12 protein-coding genes are annotated in these 17,316 nt (G+C 71.1%); 3 read left to right on the top strand and 9 right to left on the bottom strand.

Going from position 1 to position 17,316, the window contains the following annotated elements; genetic code table 11:
* The first annotated feature begins 238 nt into the window (after positions 1–238).
* Entirely contained in the window at positions 239–1,021 is a 783-nt protein-coding gene (locus tag ADL05_RS01210) for a hypothetical protein (RefSeq protein WP_053614935.1), read from the top strand.
* 171 nt (positions 1,022–1,192) lie between these two features.
* Here ADL05_RS01210 and ADL05_RS01215 read toward each other — a convergent pair whose 3' ends face one another.
* From ADL05_RS01215 to ADL05_RS01240, 6 genes are all read right to left on the bottom strand, one after another.
* Positions 1,193–2,227 carry a polysaccharide lyase family 1 protein gene (locus ADL05_RS01215; RefSeq protein WP_053614936.1) on the bottom strand — a complete coding sequence of 345 codons (1,035 nt, stop codon included), beginning with the start codon at positions 2,225–2,227 and terminating at the stop codon, positions 1,193–1,195.
* Positions 2,228–2,365: 138 nt separating this feature from the next.
* Positions 2,366–4,069, bottom strand: a complete 1,704-nt coding sequence (locus ADL05_RS01220; protein ID WP_053614937.1) for an ABC transporter family substrate-binding protein — start codon at positions 4,067–4,069, stop codon at positions 2,366–2,368.
* A 65-nt stretch (positions 4,070–4,134) separates the two neighbouring features.
* On the bottom strand, positions 4,135–6,330 hold the full coding sequence (locus ADL05_RS01225) for an ABC transporter ATP-binding protein (RefSeq protein WP_053614938.1): 2,196 nt from the start codon (positions 6,328–6,330) through the stop codon (positions 4,135–4,137).
* A 10-nt stretch (positions 6,331–6,340) separates the two neighbouring features.
* Positions 6,341–7,252 (bottom strand): ABC transporter permease, encoded by a 912-nt coding sequence (locus ADL05_RS01230; protein ID WP_053614939.1) that lies wholly within the window; start codon positions 7,250–7,252, stop codon positions 6,341–6,343.
* An 85-nt stretch (positions 7,253–7,337) separates the two neighbouring features.
* Positions 7,338–8,318 carry an ABC transporter permease gene (locus ADL05_RS01235; protein ID WP_053614940.1) on the bottom strand — a complete coding sequence of 327 codons (981 nt, stop codon included), beginning with the start codon at positions 8,316–8,318 and terminating at the stop codon, positions 7,338–7,340.
* Positions 8,319–8,851: 533 nt separating this feature from the next.
* Positions 8,852–10,498, bottom strand: a complete 1,647-nt coding sequence (locus ADL05_RS01240) for a family 2 glycosyl transferase (RefSeq protein WP_053614941.1) — start codon at positions 10,496–10,498, stop codon at positions 8,852–8,854.
* A gap of 669 nt (positions 10,499–11,167) precedes the next feature.
* Here ADL05_RS01240 and ADL05_RS01245 point away from each other — a divergent pair.
* On the top strand, positions 11,168–11,605 hold the full coding sequence (locus tag ADL05_RS01245; protein WP_053614942.1) for an ATP-binding protein: 438 nt from the start codon (positions 11,168–11,170) through the stop codon (positions 11,603–11,605).
* A gap of 7 nt (positions 11,606–11,612) precedes the next feature.
* On the opposite strand, the gene ADL05_RS30970 is transcribed toward ADL05_RS01245, so the two are convergent.
* The 3 genes from ADL05_RS30970 to ADL05_RS01255 form a co-directional block, all read right to left on the bottom strand.
* Positions 11,613–11,768 (bottom strand): hypothetical protein, encoded by a 156-nt coding sequence (locus ADL05_RS30970; RefSeq protein ID WP_197285642.1) that lies wholly within the window; start codon positions 11,766–11,768, stop codon positions 11,613–11,615.
* Positions 11,769–11,943: 175 nt separating this feature from the next.
* Positions 11,944–15,189 (bottom strand): efflux RND transporter permease subunit, encoded by a 3,246-nt coding sequence (locus tag ADL05_RS01250; protein WP_053614943.1) that lies wholly within the window; start codon positions 15,187–15,189, stop codon positions 11,944–11,946.
* Between the two features lie 622 nt (positions 15,190–15,811).
* On the bottom strand, positions 15,812–16,171 hold the full coding sequence (locus ADL05_RS01255) for a helix-turn-helix transcriptional regulator (RefSeq protein WP_053614944.1): 360 nt from the start codon (positions 16,169–16,171) through the stop codon (positions 15,812–15,814).
* A gap of 157 nt (positions 16,172–16,328) precedes the next feature.
* Here ADL05_RS01255 and ADL05_RS01260 point away from each other — a divergent pair, with 157 nt between their 5' ends.
* A complete protein-coding gene (locus tag ADL05_RS01260) occupies positions 16,329–17,246 on the top strand; it encodes a cation diffusion facilitator family transporter (RefSeq protein ID WP_053614945.1) in 918 nt (305 codons plus the stop codon).
* The last annotated feature ends 70 nt before the right edge of the window (positions 17,247–17,316 follow it).

Consider the following 17,316-nt stretch of genomic DNA (forward strand, 5'->3'; position numbering starts at 1 on the left):
GAACCTGCACCCGATCCCGACCACACCGCGCTCCCGAGCAAGTACTCTCCGGAATCAACGGAGCGCTCTTCGATCTCAGCCTCCGTGCGCCGCCCGGGCCCCGCTCACACCCACGCCCCCCAGAATCGAGGTCCCACCCGTGTCGACGTCGATGCCGGACACCTCCCCCACCGATCACAGGCCGCCTCAGACCCCAGGGCCCGACCACCTCCGGCCGAGTTGGCTCCTGTGCCTGACCGTGCTCCTGGCCTGCTTCGCCGCGACCGCGAGCGGGTGGGGTCTGACCCGGCTGGCCACGGACGAGCCCCTGCCGAACCCGGCGGGCTTCTCGGCGCTCACCAACCCCTTCGCCACCACCGACGAGGGTCCCGAGAACGCTCGCGGGACCATACGCGCGGCGGCCGACCTCGTGGACGCCGCCACGCACTTCCACATCACCTTCACCCTCAGCGACGGGGGAGCCGTGCCCGTGGGTGCGGCCGCGGTCATGGGGAGCACGATTCCCGTCTCGCTCATGGCCCCGGCGGTGGGACACGGGCACGCGGTCTACGACGACGGGGCCGAGCCGGCGTTCGAGCACTATGTCGACGCCGCGGGCGGAGAGGAGGTCTACCGGTACGAGATGGACGGCCAGTACATGATGACCTCGGAGACCGCGCTCCCCGGACTGCTCGTGTTGGAGCCGCCCAGTGCCGCGGACCGGTACCTGTGCTCGCGCGCCTTCGCGTCGGCCCGGCTGCGCGAGGTGCTCAACACCTCCACCGACCTGGAGTTCGCCGGGTGGGAACAGGAACGCACGGCGTGGCCGGGGAGGAAGGCCGGCCACGCCGCGTACCGGTACACGGGGACGTTCACGGCGATGCGCGCGGACTTCGACGACGGCACGAACACGCTTCGCGCCGTCGAGGACGCGGAGTTCGAGCTGTGGATCGATCCGCGCGGCTATCCGCGCAGGTTCGACTACAGCTCACCGGACGGTCACAGCGAACGCTACGAGTACCACGGGTTCGGCATGCCCTGAGGAACGACCTCGGCGGCGGAGTCCCACCCATCCCTTCCTCAGGTGATCCTCAGCGGCGGAGTCCCGCCCGTTGCCGCCGCTACCACCGCTACCACCGCTGCCGCCGGTGAACCCTCGGCGCAGGAGACCCGGCCACCGCCGCCGGTGCGCGTGGACGCGGGTGCGGATCGCTCACGGCCGGACGGCCGACCCGCGGCCCGCGCCGTTGGTCACGAGGTCCGGCACGTCCACGGTGTCGTCGACCTCGTAGGCGTACGGGGGGTCCGGCACGTCTCCGCGCAGTTCCGGCTGCTCGGTGTCCACCAGGAGGTTGTCCCTGGTCACCACGTTGCCGGGGTCCTCGTCTCCGCTGGAGACCGACATCGCCGTGTCCTCGAAGTAGTTGCCCTCGACCAGGACCAGGGAACCGTGTGCGGAGAGCACCCCGTACTCGGCGTTGCCGCGGAAGTAGTTGTTGAACACGTGCACGTGTTCGGCGTTGCGCGCCCGGGGTTGGGCCCCGGCCGTGCCGTCGAAGAAGTTGTGGTGGATGCTCACCCGCAGGGCACCGGGTTCGTCGTCCTCGCCGCCGACCGCCAGAGCGGACTCGGCGTCGCTGAAGTGGTTCCAGGACAGGGTGACGTAGTCGGAGCCGTCGTCCACCGTCACCAGGGGGCCGTCGTCGCTCCCGGAGAACGTCGAACCGTCCACCCACACGTGGTGGCTGCCGCCCCGCAGGGCCAGGGCCGTTCCGTCGGCGTCCACGCGCAGTCCGTCGAGGACGACGTTGTCCGCGCCGTCCAGCACCAGGCGCCCGCCGGTGAGCTCCGCACCGTTCTCCCCGGCCACCAGGGTCTTGTCCGAACCGACCTCCAGCGTTCCGTCGAGATCGACGGTGCCGTCGACCTCGACGGTCAGGGGTTCGTCCGAGGACAGGTGCTCGGCGAGGTCGTCGGCGTCCGACGCGGTGACGGTCTCGCCGTCCGCGCCCCCGGTCACACCCGGGTGCTCCTCGCCGTCCACCTCGCCGGGATGCCCGGCCCAGCCCAGTGCGGTGACCTCCTCCTCGACCGTGTCGGAGGGAGCGGCGCTCTCCTGCTCGGGCTCCGGGGCCACGTCGGCGTTCACCGGATCCGCGTCCAGAGGGTCGTCATCGCCGGAACAGGAGACCAGTGCGGCGCACAGCAGTGCCGCCGCGCCTGCGGCGGCGAACGGGTGAAGTCTCATCGAGGGCTTTCCACGAGCGGGCCAAGGGGGTGTTGTCCGTTCTCCGAGCCTGTCACAGCTCGACCCCCAGTCCCAAGCCGACCCCGGACGTCCGTCCGGACGCACCGGTGACGGGGCCGCCTCCGCCGGGGCGTCGGACTACTCGGCGGCCCAGCCGATGTCCTCGTACACGTAGTCCGAGGCCAGACCGTACTCGCCCCAGTTGTGCAGGTCCTCGTTCACCACGTACAGGCCCGGGCGCTCGAAGAGGGGGATGCTCACGACCTCCTCCCACAGCATGCGGTCGATCTCGTTGGCGATCTCGGCGTAGCGGTCGGGGTCGGTCTCCGAGCGCAGCGCGACGTAGGCGTCGTCGATCTCCCGGGTGGACGTGCGCGCGAGGTTGTTGCCCCACTCGCCGTCCTCGTTCGGCATGCCGTAGTTCTCCTGGGAGTCACCCGCGTACGGGTTCGAACCGGTGAGCACGTAGGTGGCGAGCTCGTAGTTGCCCGGGATGATGTACTCGGAGAACAGGGCGTTGGACGGCACCTGCTGGACCTCGACCTCGATGCCGACCTCGGCGAGCATGTCGCGACCGATCTCGGCCTCGTCCTTGGCGATGTCCAGGTCCTCGGAGGCCACCCAGTCCAGGGTCAGCGTGTCGCCGTCCTCGTCGGTACGGAACTCGGCACCCCCGTCCAGCGTCCAGCCGGCCTCGTCGAGCAGCGCGCCGGCCTGCTCGGGGTCGAACTCGCCGTACCCCTCGCTGTTGTCCTGGTAGCCGTGCTGGCTGGAACGCAGCAGTCGGTTGACCTGGCCCGTGATCGGCCAGTCCACCGCGCCCAGGGCCACCTCGGCCAGGGCATCGCGGTCGATGGCCAGGGAGATGGCGTGGCGGACGCGGACGTCCTCCAGCCGCGGGCTGGCGGCGTTCAGCGAGACGAACCGGTGGCCGTGGTTGACGGCCTGGGTGAAGTAGGCGCCGTCGCCCTCGCGGTCCTTGAGGAGTTCGTAGCCGGCGGCGTCGTAGCCCAGGTAGAAGCCGTCGATCTCGCCGTTGTTGAAGGCGGCGGCCATGGCGTCACTGCCCATGGCGTCGAAGACGATCTCGTCCAGCAGCGGCTCGGTGTCCCACCAGTCCTCGTTCCTCGTGATCGTGACGCGCTCGGTGACGTCGTCGAACTCCACGTCCCCGAACGGGCCCGCGGTGACGGGGTAGGCCTTGCGGTAGCCGTCCTTGAACTTCTCCTCGTCCTCCATGTACTCGGCGGGGTACAGGGGGGAGAACAGGGAGGGCCACTCGGCATAGGGCTCCTCGAACTCCAGGGTGAAGGAGTACTCGTCCTCGCCGGGGACGAACGCCGACACCCGGTCGTAGCCGTCGATGCCGCCGAGTTCCCAGTCGCCGTCGCGCTCACCGCTGAGGGTTTCGAGGTTGGCCTCGTAGTCGTGGGCGGTGACGGGCTCACCGTCGGACCACACCGCGTCGGGGTTGAGCTCGTAGGAGACCTCCAGGCCGTCGTCGCTGACACCGAAGTCGGTCACGTACGCGGTGTTGGGGGAGGCCGCGCCCTCGCCGTCGTACTCGGCCGGACTGGGCAGCACGGCGGCGGCCACCCGGCGCACGTTGGCCAGGTTGCCGTCGACGTGGTGCATGTTGTGCTGTTCGTCGTAGGCGCTGAGGGCCCAGACGAAGGTGCCGCCCTCCCGCAGGTCCTCGCGGGGCGCGGGGTTCAGGTCCTGGGCGGCGAGGGACCCCGCCCGCACGTTCGCGTGTTCCTGGTCGTCACCGCCGCCGCAGGCGCCGGCCACCAGGGCCAGGGCCGCGAGGGGGGCGAGGTGGCGCACCTTCCCGAACCGCATGGGGATCCTCCTCCTGTGGGGTGATGCGGCCGACGCGCGGGGCGGCGCCGGCCGTGCCTGCGGGCTCAGACGCCCGCCTGCCGCTCCGGGAAGTGGCAGGCGACCGCCTGGTCGCCGCGGTTGACGGGCGTGACCAGGGGTTCGTCGCTCACGCACTGCTCCTGCTCCGGCTCGGAGAGGGTGCCGAACTTCTGGCACCTGGTCCGGAACCCGCAACCCGAGGGCGGGTCGGCGGGGCTCGGCGGGTCCGCGTCCAGGACGATGTGCGTGCGAGCGCGCTCCTTCTCCGGGTCGGGGATCGGGATCGCCGACAGCAGCGCCTGGGTGTAGGGGTGCGAGGGCCGGGTGTAGACGAACTCGGTGTCGCCGATCTCCACGATCCGGCCCAGGTACATGACCGCGACCCGGTCGGCGACGTGCCGCACCACGGACAGGTCGTGCGCCACGAACAGGTAGGAGAGCCCGAGCCGCGCCTGCAGTTCCTCCAGCAGGTTGACCACACCGGCCTGGATGGACACGTCCAGGGCCGACACCGGCTCGTCCAGCACCAGCAGTCTGGGTTCCAGGGCCAGGGCGCGGGCGATGCCGATGCGCTGGCGCTGGCCGCCGGAGAACTCGGCGGGGAAGCGGGTGGCGTGCTCGGTGTCGAGTCCGACGAGGCGGAGCAGCTCGTAGACCCGCGCGGTGGTCTCGGCCCGGGGGGTTCCGTGGGTGCGCAGCGGCTCGGAGATGATCTCGAAGACCGTCATGCGCGGGTCCAGGGAGCTCATCGGGTCCTGGAACACGATCTGCATGTCGCGCCGCAACCGGAAGCGGTCGGATCTGCTCAGGCCCGCGGTGTCCCGTCCCATCACCTCGACTCTGCCCCGCTGTGGTTCGTGCAGCCCCATGATCTCCATGAGGGTGGAGGACTTCCCGCAGCCGGACTCCCCCACCAGGGCGAGCGTCTCGCCCTCGCGGATGTCGAAGTCGATGCCGTCGACCGCGTACACGGTTCCCACGCGTCGTTTGAACACCGTGCCCTTCGTGAGCGGGTGGTGCTTGACCAGGCCGGTGACGCGCAGCATCTCCGGGCGGTCCGCGCGCGGTGCGGCCGACGCCGCGGGCTCCGGGATCTCGGGCACGGGGTAGATGTCCAGGGCGGTCCACCGGTTCCGGGCGATCTCGCCCGAGCGCAGGCACGCGGAGCGATGTGCGCCGGCTCCGCCCGTGTCGTCCTCCGGTGGCGCGCCCGGGCGGGAGTCCCGCACGTCGTCGCGGGAGGGCTGGGAGCCGACGGCGAGCAGTGCCGGCTCGCTCCTCTCGCACTCGGGTTCGGCGATGGGGCAGCGCGGCGCGAAGGTGCACCCGGTCGGCAGGTCGGACGGCGACGGCGGGTTGCCCCGGACGGGGACGAGCGCGCCCCGGCGCTCCGCGTCCACGCGGGGCACGGCGCCGAGCAGCCCCATGGTGTAGGGCATCCGGCTGCCGTGGTAGATCTGGTCGACGCCGCCCGTCTCCACGGCGCGGCCCGCGTACATCACCAGGACGCGGTCGACGAACCCGGCGACGACGCCGAGGTCGTGGGTGATCATCACGATGGCCGCCCCGGTCTCGCGCCGGGCGGTGCGCAGCAGATCGAGGATCTGCGCCTGGATGGTGACGTCCAGTGCGGTGGTGGGCTCGTCGCAGATGATGACGTCGGGGTGGTTGGCCATCGCCATCGCGATCATGACGCGCTGGCGCATACCCCCGGAGAACTCGTGCGGGAAGGAGCGGTAGCGCGACGCGGGGTTGGGGATGCCCACGAGGTCGAGCAGTTCCACCGCGCGGGCGCGCGCCTGGGCCTTGGGCGTCCTGGCGTCGTGGACCAGGACGGCCTCGGCGAGCTGGTCGCCGACGGTGTAGACGGGCGTCAGTCCCGACAGCGGGTCCTGGAAGACCATGGAGATGACCCTGCCGCGCTTGCGCGCCATGGCGCGGTCGTCCAGGCCCAGGAGTTCCTCGCCGTGCAGCCGTACCGAGCCGGTGATCCGCGCGTGGTCGGGCAGGAGTCCCATCGCGGCCATGGAGGAGACGGACTTGCCGGATCCGGACTCGCCGACGATGCCCAGGACCTCCCCGCGGGAGACGGAGTAGCCGACGCCGCGGACGGCGTGGACGTCGGGGTTGCCGTTGGTCCCGGGGAAGGTGACGGTGAGGTCGGTGACCTCCAGGACCGGGGTGTCGCCGGTGTGGCCGCTGTGCGCCGCCCGGTGGGCCGCGACGGTGTCAGTGCTCATGGTGGGTCTCCTACGGCCGGCGCGACGTGGACTGGGGGTCGAGGGCGTCGCGCAGACCGTCCCCGACCATGTTCACGGCGAGCACCATCACGATCAGCAGGAGCGTGGGGAAGGCGAACACCCACGGCGCCGTGGTCGCGAACGCGGATCCGGCCGCGATGACCATGCCGAGGCTGATGTCGGGCGACTGCACGCCCAGACCGAAGTAGCTGAGCGCGGTCTCGCCGATGATCGCGCCGCTCACCATGATGGTGGCGTCCGCGATGAGCAGGGACGACATGTTCGGCAGGATGTGGCGCAGGACGATCGTGTGCGCGGGCACGCCCATGAAGCGGGCGGCGTGGATGTACTCGCGCTCACGCAGCGAGATGGTCAGGCCGCGCACCATCTTCGAGGTGACCATCCAGCTGAACGCGGCGAGCAGGACGACCAGGACCAGCCAGCCCCCGTCACCGGCGAAGTGCGTGGACAGGATCGCCAGGATGACGAAGTTCGGCAGGACCAGCGCCAGGTCGGCGGTCCACATCAGGCCCCGGTCGGTCACGCCGCCGACGTAGCCGGCGAAGGCGCCGACGAGGGCGGCGAACCCGGTGGAGAAGACCGCGACCAGCAGACCGATCAGCAGGGACTTGCGCAGGCCCGCCGTGGCCTGGGTGAAGATGTCCTGGCCGGTGCGGTTGGTGCCCGCCCAGTGCTCGGTCGTGGGCCCTTCGAGCATGGCGGAGAAGTCGCGTTCTCCCGGTTCCCAGGGGCTGACGAGGGGACCCAGGAAGGCGACGGCGGCCAGCAGGACGAGGAGGAGGAGCCCGACGACGACCCGGCGGGTCCCGATGAGCCGGCGGCCCAGGTCCCTGAGCCTGCTCGGTGCCGGGGGCGCGGCCGGCACCGGCGCCGGCGCCCTGCTCTCTTCGATCGTGCTCATGGGGTGCTCTCCAACTGGGGCGCCGCGGCGGGGCGCGGGGCGTGCGGACGGCGGTGCCGGTGGACCAGCGGGCTGTGCCGCACGGTCACACCCGCACCCTCGGGTCGAGCCAGGCGTAGAGGAGGTCCGAGAGGAACGACGCCGCCATGATGGTGATCGCCATGAACCAGGAGACGGCGGCCACGACGTGCACGTCGTGGCGGAAGATGGAGTCGATGAGCCAGGCGCCCATGCCGTGCCAGCCGTAGATCTTCTCGGTGAAGGTCGCGCCCGCCACCAGTGCGCCGAAGGTGAAGGTGAAGTAGGTGATGGTGGGGATCAGCGCGGTGCGCAGGGCGTGTTTGAACAGGGCCTGGCGGCGGGTGAGCCCCTTGGCCATCGCGGTGCGCACGAAGTCGGCGCCGAGCACGTCCAGCATCATGTTGCGCTGGTAGCGGGCGAAGGCCGCGAACAGCGCGACGGCCAGGACGAATGTCGGCAGCATCGCGTGGTGCAGGCGGTTGAGCAGGAGTTCCCACCACGTGCCGTCGAATCCGGCCGAGTACTCGCCGGAGTAGCGCAGAAGCTGCGTGCCCAGCCCGTCGTTGACGGAGGAGGCGATGACCTGGACGACGATCGCGATGACCACCGTGGGGATCGACAGGACGACGAAGGAGGCGGCGGTGGCGGCCTTGTCGAAGCCGCGGTACTGGCGCACGGCGGCGTAGGCGCCCACGGCGATGCCGACGGCGCTGCCCAGGAGGGTGGCGACCGTGATCAGGCGCAGGGTGACCCCGGCCTTCATCCACATCTGCGAGGCGACGTCGCCGCCCTGGATGTTGCGGCCGAAGTCGCCGGTGAGAACGCCGCTCATCCAGGTGGCGTACCGCTCGGCGATGGGGGTCTCGTCGTTGAGGTTCAGCGAGTCGAGTTGGTCGTTGACCGCCTCGGGGGAAGGCGGTGGCTGCATCTGCTCGAAATACGCGCGCGGGTCCAGATGGGTGGCGGCGAGCACGTAGGCGAAACTCGTCGCGATGAAGACCAGTACGACGTAGTTCAGCATCCGCCTGGCCAGGAACTTGCCCAAGAATATCTCCGAACCTCCCAGCCCCGTTCGGCGCCCGACGTGTGGTGTGCGCGGCCGCCTTCGGGGGTGCCTGTGGCCGACCAGGCGTCCTGCCCTCCGATTCACGATCTGTGACCGGAATGTCACGAGCCTGCGGGACGACGGGGCACTCGACGGTAACCACTGAATCAAGAATAGACAACGGTACCGGATTCACGCGTCACCACAAGGTGAATTGTGTGCTTTTTAGAGCAGATTCCGCTTAAATTCGGGATGTCCAAATAATCCTCATTGCCGGTGGAATGCGCCTTCTACGGCACACCCACGGCCACCGGCGCCCACATCACGGCGAACTCGAAAATGAGGATACGTGAAGAACATAAACAACGACCAAAGCCCACAGAGAATGACAAACCATCGTAGAACGGATCGTGTTTTCGCCACGTCGTGCTTCGGGCGCACGGGCGCAGCGCCTCCCGTGGCGGATCCTGTCCCCACGGCGACCCCGACCACTGGCGTCAATCGTGTCCCCACGGCAGCCACGGCGGCGGGCGTCAGACGCCTCTGACCAGCAGCAGTGACACCGTCTTCACTCTGGAATGGGGCGCGGCCGGCCCGTCCGGGGACTCGGCCGGAACACCGGCCACGCGTGCCCGTGTCCGCAGGCGCGGGATCAGCGGCGCCGCCGACCCCGTACGCGCCGCGCCCCACCACGTCCCGGCCGAGCGCGCGGCGTCCCCCGCCATGCCCAGCGCCGTCCACGTCAGGGGCCCGACCAGCACCGCGCCCCGGTCGGCGCGCCAGGAGGCCAGGTGCGGCAGTACCAGCGCGGCACCGGCCACCAGGGCGATCCGCCGACCGCCGCGCCCGCGCCGCAGGGCACACGCCACCGCCACCGACGCGGCCACCGACGCGGCCACCGGCCACCACGCCTCCCGTGCCGCACGCGCGCCCAGGCGAGCCGTGTGCGCCACGTCCCCGGCCACCAGCCGCACCGTCTCCGGCCAGGGCGGCACCGCGCCGTCGGGCTCCTCCCGCACCGCCGCGACGCCCGCGAGCACCGCGACGGCCGCCCCCGCGCCGGGACGCCCCGACGCCGCCAGCGCCAGGCCCACGGCGCCTTCCGGGGACAGCTCGGGGCCCGCGGCCCGGCGTCCGTGCCGCCGGGCCAGCGGGGCCGCCCGCGCCCCCGCGGCGAAGCAGGCGCGCAGGTAGCCGCCGAGATCGGTCACGGGGCGCGCCCAGACGCGGGCGCGCGGCTCGTAGCGGACCGTCCTGCCCTCCCCCGCCAGGCACCACACCAGGTCCAGTTCGGCGCCCGACCGCAGTTCGGGCCGAAGCGCCCACCCGCCGGTCGCACCGGCCCGCCGCGACCCGTCCTGCGCCCCCGAAGCCGTGGAAGTGCCGTCGAGCGCGGACCGGCGCAGCACGAGGGCGGGCAGGGGCCGCAGGGGGTCCGCGGCGGTGTGCTCGTTGGCGGCACCCGGCTGTCCCGGGCCCTGGCCCCACGGCAGGACCGGCGCCGGGTCCGCGCCGCGGTCCGCCCCCGTGCGAGCGGCGGCGACGGCGGCCACGACCTGGCGCCAGTGGCCCGCCGCCCGGGGGCGTTCGGTCAGCACGCGCGGGACGACGGCGGCCACGGCGGGATCGGCGAAGTGTCCCAGGGCGGCGTCGAGCCACCCGCGGCCTGGACGGGATCCGGACTCCAGCAGCGCCACGAACTCGGCCGCGCACACGCGCAGGGCCTCGGCGCGGGCCTCGGGGCCGCCGGAGGGCCCGGGCACGATCCGGGCGCCGCGAGCGCGCGCGGCCCAGGCGCGGGGCCCGGTCGCGCCGACGACCACCGGCCGGACGTCCGGATGCAGTTCGGCGAGGCGGTCCAGCGTCCGGGCCAGCCCGTGCGCGCCGGCCTGGCCCACCACGGCCACGTCCACGTCCGCGGCGGACCGAAACGGGACCGGCGGCAGGGGGCGGGGGTGGGCGAGCCCCTCCTCGATGAGCACACGCGCCAGGACGCGTTCGGTCCAGCCGCTGGGGGCGGACCCGCTCGACCAGCGGATCACCGCACTGAGCTGCGAGGGCGTCAGCCGCAGTGCGCGCGGCGGGCTTCCGCCCACCAGGACGTGGCCTTCGTCGGCCAGCCGCACGGCCCGGTCGATCTCGACGCCGAGGCCGGGCGGCAGGGGGGAGGGGGAAGCCATGCTTCATACCCTGTCGCGTCCGGCACGGGGGACGCAAGACCGGGCGTGTCCCAGAATTCAGCAGCGCGTGACCTAATTGTTATCTTGCTGCGGAGGCCCCTGGGACGGCGAAACCTCGCCGATATCCGGCCCTGACCGAACCTGTGACTCTGGTAGAGATCCTCTTTAACCAGTTCAAGCGGGGTTATCCTGGCCAAGCCAGGTCGGCCGGGTGCCCAGGGAGGTACGGAGCGTATGCTATGCCCGACTACGCCCTTCAGTGTCGCAGGGCACATGCGACCGCTGTCATGACCCACCTTCCCACCGGCACCACCCTTCGACGGAAAGCCCGACGGCTTCTCCCGCACCGCTCGTCGCCGCCCTCGAACCGCGCACCCCGCGGCACAGCAAAGCATCCCTCCCTGCCCCAGGGGGCTCCGACCTGTGTGTCCAGTCAGCGCCGTGACCCGCACCACGCGGGCATGGACGCCGCGAGGGCCAGGCGTTCACATGCCATGCCCTACGCGAACACACGTCACCGGGGAGTACACCCACATGTGTGAGACCGCACGACCGCGCAGCACCGTCGTCACCTGCCACGCGCACGACCCGACCTCGCGCGTCGGCCCCTCCTGGCCGGGCCCCGGCACGCCCGCTTCGTCCCGTCCCTTACAACGTCCGGCGAATTCCATGGAAGAGCGCACACCGCACAGCACCGAGACCGTCCCCCGCACCCTGAGACGGCGGTTCCCCGGGCTGCCCAGCCAGATCGCCTACGCCCGCAGGTTCGTGGCCCGGCAGCTGGCGGACTCACCGGAACTCACCACCGCGACCCTCCTGACCAGTGAGCTCGCCACGAACGCGATCACGCACAGCGCGTCGGGGATGGCCACCGGCAAGTTCGAGGTGTGCGTGCGCCTGTCGTCGGGATGGGCGCGGGTGGAGGTCCGGGACCTGGGCAACGTGATGGAAGCACCCCAGCCCCAGCACCGGGACCCCTACGACACCGACGAACACGGTCGGGGCCTGGATCTGGTCGAGGCGCTGGCCAGCACATGGGGATCCGAGCCCCGTGTGGACGGCATGGGCCGGATGGTCTGGTTCGAGTTGACGTGGGACGAGGACTAGCGGACGCCTACTTCTCGGGCGCCTCCACCTCGCCGTCACCGTCGGTCGGCGTCAGCCGGTAGCGCTCGTACAGTTCGCGTGCGTAGTCCTTCGCCGCCTGCGAGGGCTCCTCCCCCAGTTCGGCGCGGACAAGGTCGTCAAGGCTCTTGTTCGTGTCATCCATGTGACGCAGCCTGCCTGTAGTGCGCGGATAGCACAAATCGCCGCCCCGGTGACGCACGATCGCGCCCGGTGGTCCCCGGCTTCCCGCGACCTCGCACGCGCCCCGGAACGAGCGGAGGCCCCTGTAAAGCACAGGGCGCCCCGTGGCTTCCACGGGGCGCCCTCACGGTGGACGGTCAGCGACCGACCGGCTCCTCGGCGCGCTCGTGCGCACCGCCTCCGCCGTCCGCTCCGCCGGACTCCGCGGCCGTCGTGACCGAACCCGCCCGGCCCTTCCGGGCGGCGCGGCGCTCACGGCGCGCCTCCCGCTTGGCCGCCCGGCGCTCCTTGCGCCACTCCACCAGCTGGTAGAGGACGGGGAGCAGGATCAGCGTCAGCAGTGTCGAGGACACCAGTCCGCCGATCACCACGATCGCGACCGGGGCCGAGACGAACGCTCCGCCGCCGGCCAGGCCGGTGGCCATGGGCAGCAGGGCCGCGATGGTCCCCGCCGCCGTCATCAGGATCGGCCGCAGACGGTGCCTGGCACCCTCCACGATCGCCTCGCCCAGTTCCATGCCCTTGTTGCGGTTCTGGTTGATCAGGTCCAGCAGGACGATGGCGTTGGTGATGACGATGCCGATGAGCATCACCATGCCGATCAGTGCCGCGGCGCCCAGCGGTGTGCCGGTCAGCAGCAGCAGGGCGAGCGAGCCGGTGGCCGCGAAGGGCACCGAGACCAGCATCAGCAGCGGCTGGATCAGGCTCTTGAACGTCGCCACCATGATCAGGTAGCAGATGACGATCGCGGCGAGCAGCGCCAGGCCGAGCTGCATGAAGCCCTCGGTCTGGTCCTCGCTGACACCGCCGATGGTGGCGGCGGCGCCCGAGGGCAGGTCCAGGGCCTCCACGGCCTGCATGACCTCGGCACTCACCGTGCCCAGGTCGGACCCGGTCACGGTGGCCGACACGTTCGCGCTGGTGACCCCGTCCACCCGGGTCAGCTCGGGTGCCTGGAGCACCTCCTCGACCTCGGCGACCTCGGAGAGCTCGATCTCCTCTCCGGCGGGCGTGGAGAGCGGCAGTTCCTCCAGCTCCTCCACGGTCTCCGGCGCGTCCTGGACGCGGACCACCACGTCGTGGCGGGCGTCGTCGAGGGTCGCGGTGCCCACGCGCCGGCCCTGGAAGGCGGCGGTGACCGCCTGGCCGACCGTCGCCTCGGACAGGCCCTGGTCGGCCGCCTCCTCGGCGTCGACGTGCACCTCCAGAGCGGACTGGGAGGCGGAGACGCCGTTGACGACGTCGTCGAGACCGTCGATCCCGTCCAGTTCCCGGGCGACCTCGTCCGTGGCCTCGGTCAGGGTCTCCTGGTCCTCGGCGGTGACCTGGACGACGATGTCGGACGTGGAGCCCATGCCGCCGGACGAGTCCAGTCGCGGCTCGAACTCGGTGTCGATCTCGGCGAACGCGTCGCGCAGCACGTCGCGGTTGCGCAGCTGGTCGGATTCGGGGTCGGCGGTGATGGTGTAGGAGATCTCGTCGGAGCCCCCGCCCATCATCGGGTCGTTGCCCCCGACACTGACCTGGTAGGAGTCGATCCAGGCCATCCCGGCCAGGACCTCCTCGACCTTGGCCGCCTCCTCGTCCGCGGCGTCCAGCGACGTGCCGGGCTCCAGCTCCTGGACGGCCATGTAGGTGTTCTCCTCGGCCTGGCCGAGCCAGTCGGTCTCCGCGGTGGTGGCCATGGCGACCGTTCCGCCCACGATGACGACCGAGGCGGCCAGAGTGATCGCCGTGGCGCTCCTGCGCTTGGTGGTGATCCACCGGATGACCGGGAGGTACGCGCGCTGGAGCGGACGGCGCTTCTCGCGCTCGCTCTCCTGGCGTTCGAGCTCCTCCTGGGAGACGTCGCCGACCTGGCGCGGGCGCAGGAACCAGTAGCACAGCACCGGCGTGATGGTGAGGGCCACGAGCAGCGAGGCGGCCAGCGCCAGGCTGCTGGTCACGGCGAAGGGTGTGAAGAGCTCGCCGACCATGCCGCCGACGAAGGCCAGCGGCAGGAAGACGGCGATGGTGGCGAAGGAGGACGAGGCCACGGCGGTGGCGACCTCGCGCACACCGTCCTTGACCGCGGTCATGCGTTCCTTGCCGTAGTCCATGTGGCGGCGGATGTTCTCCAGCACCACGATGGAGTCGTCCACCACGCGGCCGATGGCGATCGTGATCGCGGCCATGGTCAGCATGTTGAGGGTGAACCCGAACGCCTGCATGCCCAGGAAGGACACCAGCAGCGAGGCCGGGATCGAGACCGCGATGACCAGCGTGGAGCGGATGGAGAGCAGGAACACCAGGATGACGATGACCGCGGCGACCAGGCCGTAGCCGCCGGCCTCGAACATGTCGGTGATGGAGTCGTTGATGAAGGGCGCCTGGTCGAAGACGACGGAGACGTTGATGTCGTCGCCGAGCACGTCGGCCTGCTCGTCCAGGACGTTCTGGATGCCTTCGGAGATCTCGACGGTGTTGCCGTCGGGCATGGCCATGATCATCAGCGCGATGCTGGGGTCGCCGTCCAGGCGGGCGATGCTGCCGGAGTCCTGGGAGACGAGCTCGACCTCGGCGACGTCGGAGATCTGGACGGGCTCGGGCGCGGCGGCCGGGGGCGCACCGGGGACCGCGGCCGACTGGTCGACGCCCTGCTGGGGCTGCACCCACAGCTCCTCGACCGCTTCCAGGGAGGTGAGCTGCTCACCCGTGGTGACGCTCAGGGAGCGGCCGTCCTCGTCGATGGAGCCGCCGGCCATGAGCAGGCCGCTGGTCTCCAGGGCCTGGCCGACGTCGTTCGACGTGACGCCGGCGTCCTCCATCTCGTCCTCGTCCAGGACGACCTCGACGTCCTCGCCGGGCACCCCGGTGAGGTTGGCGGCGCGCACGCCGGGCACGGACTCCAGCTCGGGCAGGAGCACGTTCTCGACGGTGGAGGCCATCGCCTGCTCGTCGCCGCTCTCGGTGCTGGCGGCGAGCATGACCACGGGGAACATGTCCGTGCTCATGGACATGACGTTGGTGTCGACCCCGTCGGGCAGGAACCCGGCGACCTGGTCGACCGCGACCTGGGTCTCGCGTACGAGCGCGTCCTGGTCCTGGCCGTAGTCGAACTCCGCCATGATCTGGACGGAGCCCGTGCTGCTGGTGGAGTTGACCGAGGTGACGCCCTCGACACCCTGGACGGCCTGCTCCAGCGGTTCGGTGACCTGGCCCTCCATCACCGTGGGGGTGGCGCCTTCGTAGGTCCCCGAGACCATGACCATCGGCAGCGAGAACTCGGGGAAGAGCTCGCGCTTGGCCGACATGGCCGCGAGGACCCCGAAGAAGAGGATGGCCAGAGTGATGAGGAGGACCAGCGCCCGGTTGCCGAGCGACACGACCGAGAGTCGATTCATGCGGTCGCTCCCTTCGTGGAGTGGCCGACCGTCCCCGCGGGGGGACGGTCGGTGCCACGGACCCTGATGGCCGATCTGGACATGAGAGTTTCTCGCTCCTAGTTCGCTGCTGGTTCGCTGCCGTACGGACCGCCGGACCGTCCCGTGTCGCGAGCCCGAAAGCCGACGCACGCCGGTGTGCCGATCACGTGACCGGTCCTCGAAAGTTGTGTGGGAGATACTGGCTCCGAGCCCAAGTGCCCGGCCCGCGCTCGCGGGCGGTGCTTTCGCCGGGGCGCGCTTCTCACCCTACTTCGCGACATATCGGAAGTTGCGTCCGTCGGGCGCGGTTCAGGGAAGTCTCAGGGTCGCGTCAGCCTTCTGTCAGGGTCCACCCCGACCAAAGTCGGAGGCGTTCTCCGGGAGCCCCGCATTTCGCCGTGTGGCGTGGCCCTTCGCGGGCGCACAGGAGTTGTGCACGTCACATTTGCTTTCCGACCGAACGCGCGCCGTTTCGCATACCCGAATGACACGTCCGAGAACTCTGTGTCAACGCGCGGGCGAATCGGCGCGGGCGCGAAAGGCGCCTTTCGACCGCTCGCCCGGGCGCGGGACGGACGTCGGCCGTCACGCCGTCGGACGGTCAGGCCGTCCGCGCCCGCTCCTCGGCCGGCTCGTGCGGTTCGTGCGGTTCGTGCGGCTCGTGCGGCTGCGCGGTGCCCCACACGACCCTCAGCAGGTCGTCGAGCGCGTGCGCGAGGGAGTCGTCGACCAGTTCGTAGCTGACCTGGCGCCCTCGGGCATGGGTGCGCACCAGGCCGCAGTCGCGCAGGCAGGCCAGGTGGTTGGAGACGTTCTGGCGCGTCAGTCCGAGCTGGTCGGCCAGCCCCGCCGGATAGTGGGGACCGTCGAGGAGGGCGAGGAGGAGACGGCTGCGCGTGGGATCCGACAGCGCGCGGCCGAGACGGTGGATGGCGGAGAGGCGCTGCTCGGCGGTCAACATGAAAATCATTGTACATAAGTTGCTGTATAGACAGCCTGGACTGTATAAACAGTCGTGACTGAACTGTCCGAGCCCCGGGCACGGCCACGCGCACGGACGCGGACGGGCACGGGCACGGGCACACGGCGGCCGACGGACCGAGACGACGGGGGAACCGATGGGTGCGGGACACGGGCACGGCCACGGCATGGCGACGGCGGGGGCGGCCAACCGCTCGCGGCTGGCGATCGTCCTGGCGCTCATGCTCTGCGTCGCCGTCGCCCAGGTGCTGGGCGCCGCCTTCAGCGGCAGCCTCGCGCTGCTCGCCGACGCCGGCCACACCGTGACCGACTCCCTGGGCGTCGCCCTGGCCCTGGTGGCCGTGTGGGTCGCGGGCCGCCCGGCCACCACGCAGCGGACCTTCGGGTTCCAGCGCGCGGAGATCCTCGCCGCCGCCGTCAACGCGCTGGTCCTGTTCGTCCTGTGCGGGTTCATCGTGGTGGAGGCGGTCGAACGCCTCCAGTCGCCCGCCGAGGTCTCCGGACTCGGGATGGTGGCCGTGGCCGCCTTCGGCCTGGTCGTCAACGTCGTCGGACTGCTCGTGCTGCGCAGCGGCGCCAAGGAGAGCCTCAACGTCAAGAGCGCCTATGTCGAGGTGCTGGGCGACGCGCTGGCCTCCGTCGGCGTCATCCTCGGCGGCCTGATCGTCTGGATCACCGGGTGGGCGCAGGCCGACACCGTGGTCTCCCTGCTCATCGCCGCCATCATCGTCCCCCGCGCCTGGTCGCTCCTGCGCGAGGCCGTGCACATCCTGCTGGAGGCGGCCCCCAGGGGCATGGACCTGGACGAGGTGCGGGGCCACCTCCTCGGCCACCCCGCCGTCATCGACGTCCACGACCTGCACGCCTGGACGATCACCTCCGGACTCCCCGTCATGTCGGCGCACGTGGTGGTCGCCGAGACCGACCTCAAGGACTCCGGCCGGATGCTGGACGAACTGCACGAGTGCCTGGCCGGGCACTTCGACGTCGATCACTCCACCCTCCAGCTGGAGCCGCCCGGCCACGCCGACCACGAGGGCGCCAGCCACGCCTGAGCCGCCACCCGGCCACCGCCCGGTCCCGGACGGCCGGTCCCGGACGGCCGTCCGGGCGCGCCGTGCCTGG

The organism is Nocardiopsis sp. NRRL B-16309, from assembly GCF_001279585.1.
GTDB lineage: Bacteria > Actinomycetota > Actinomycetes > Streptosporangiales > Streptosporangiaceae > Nocardiopsis.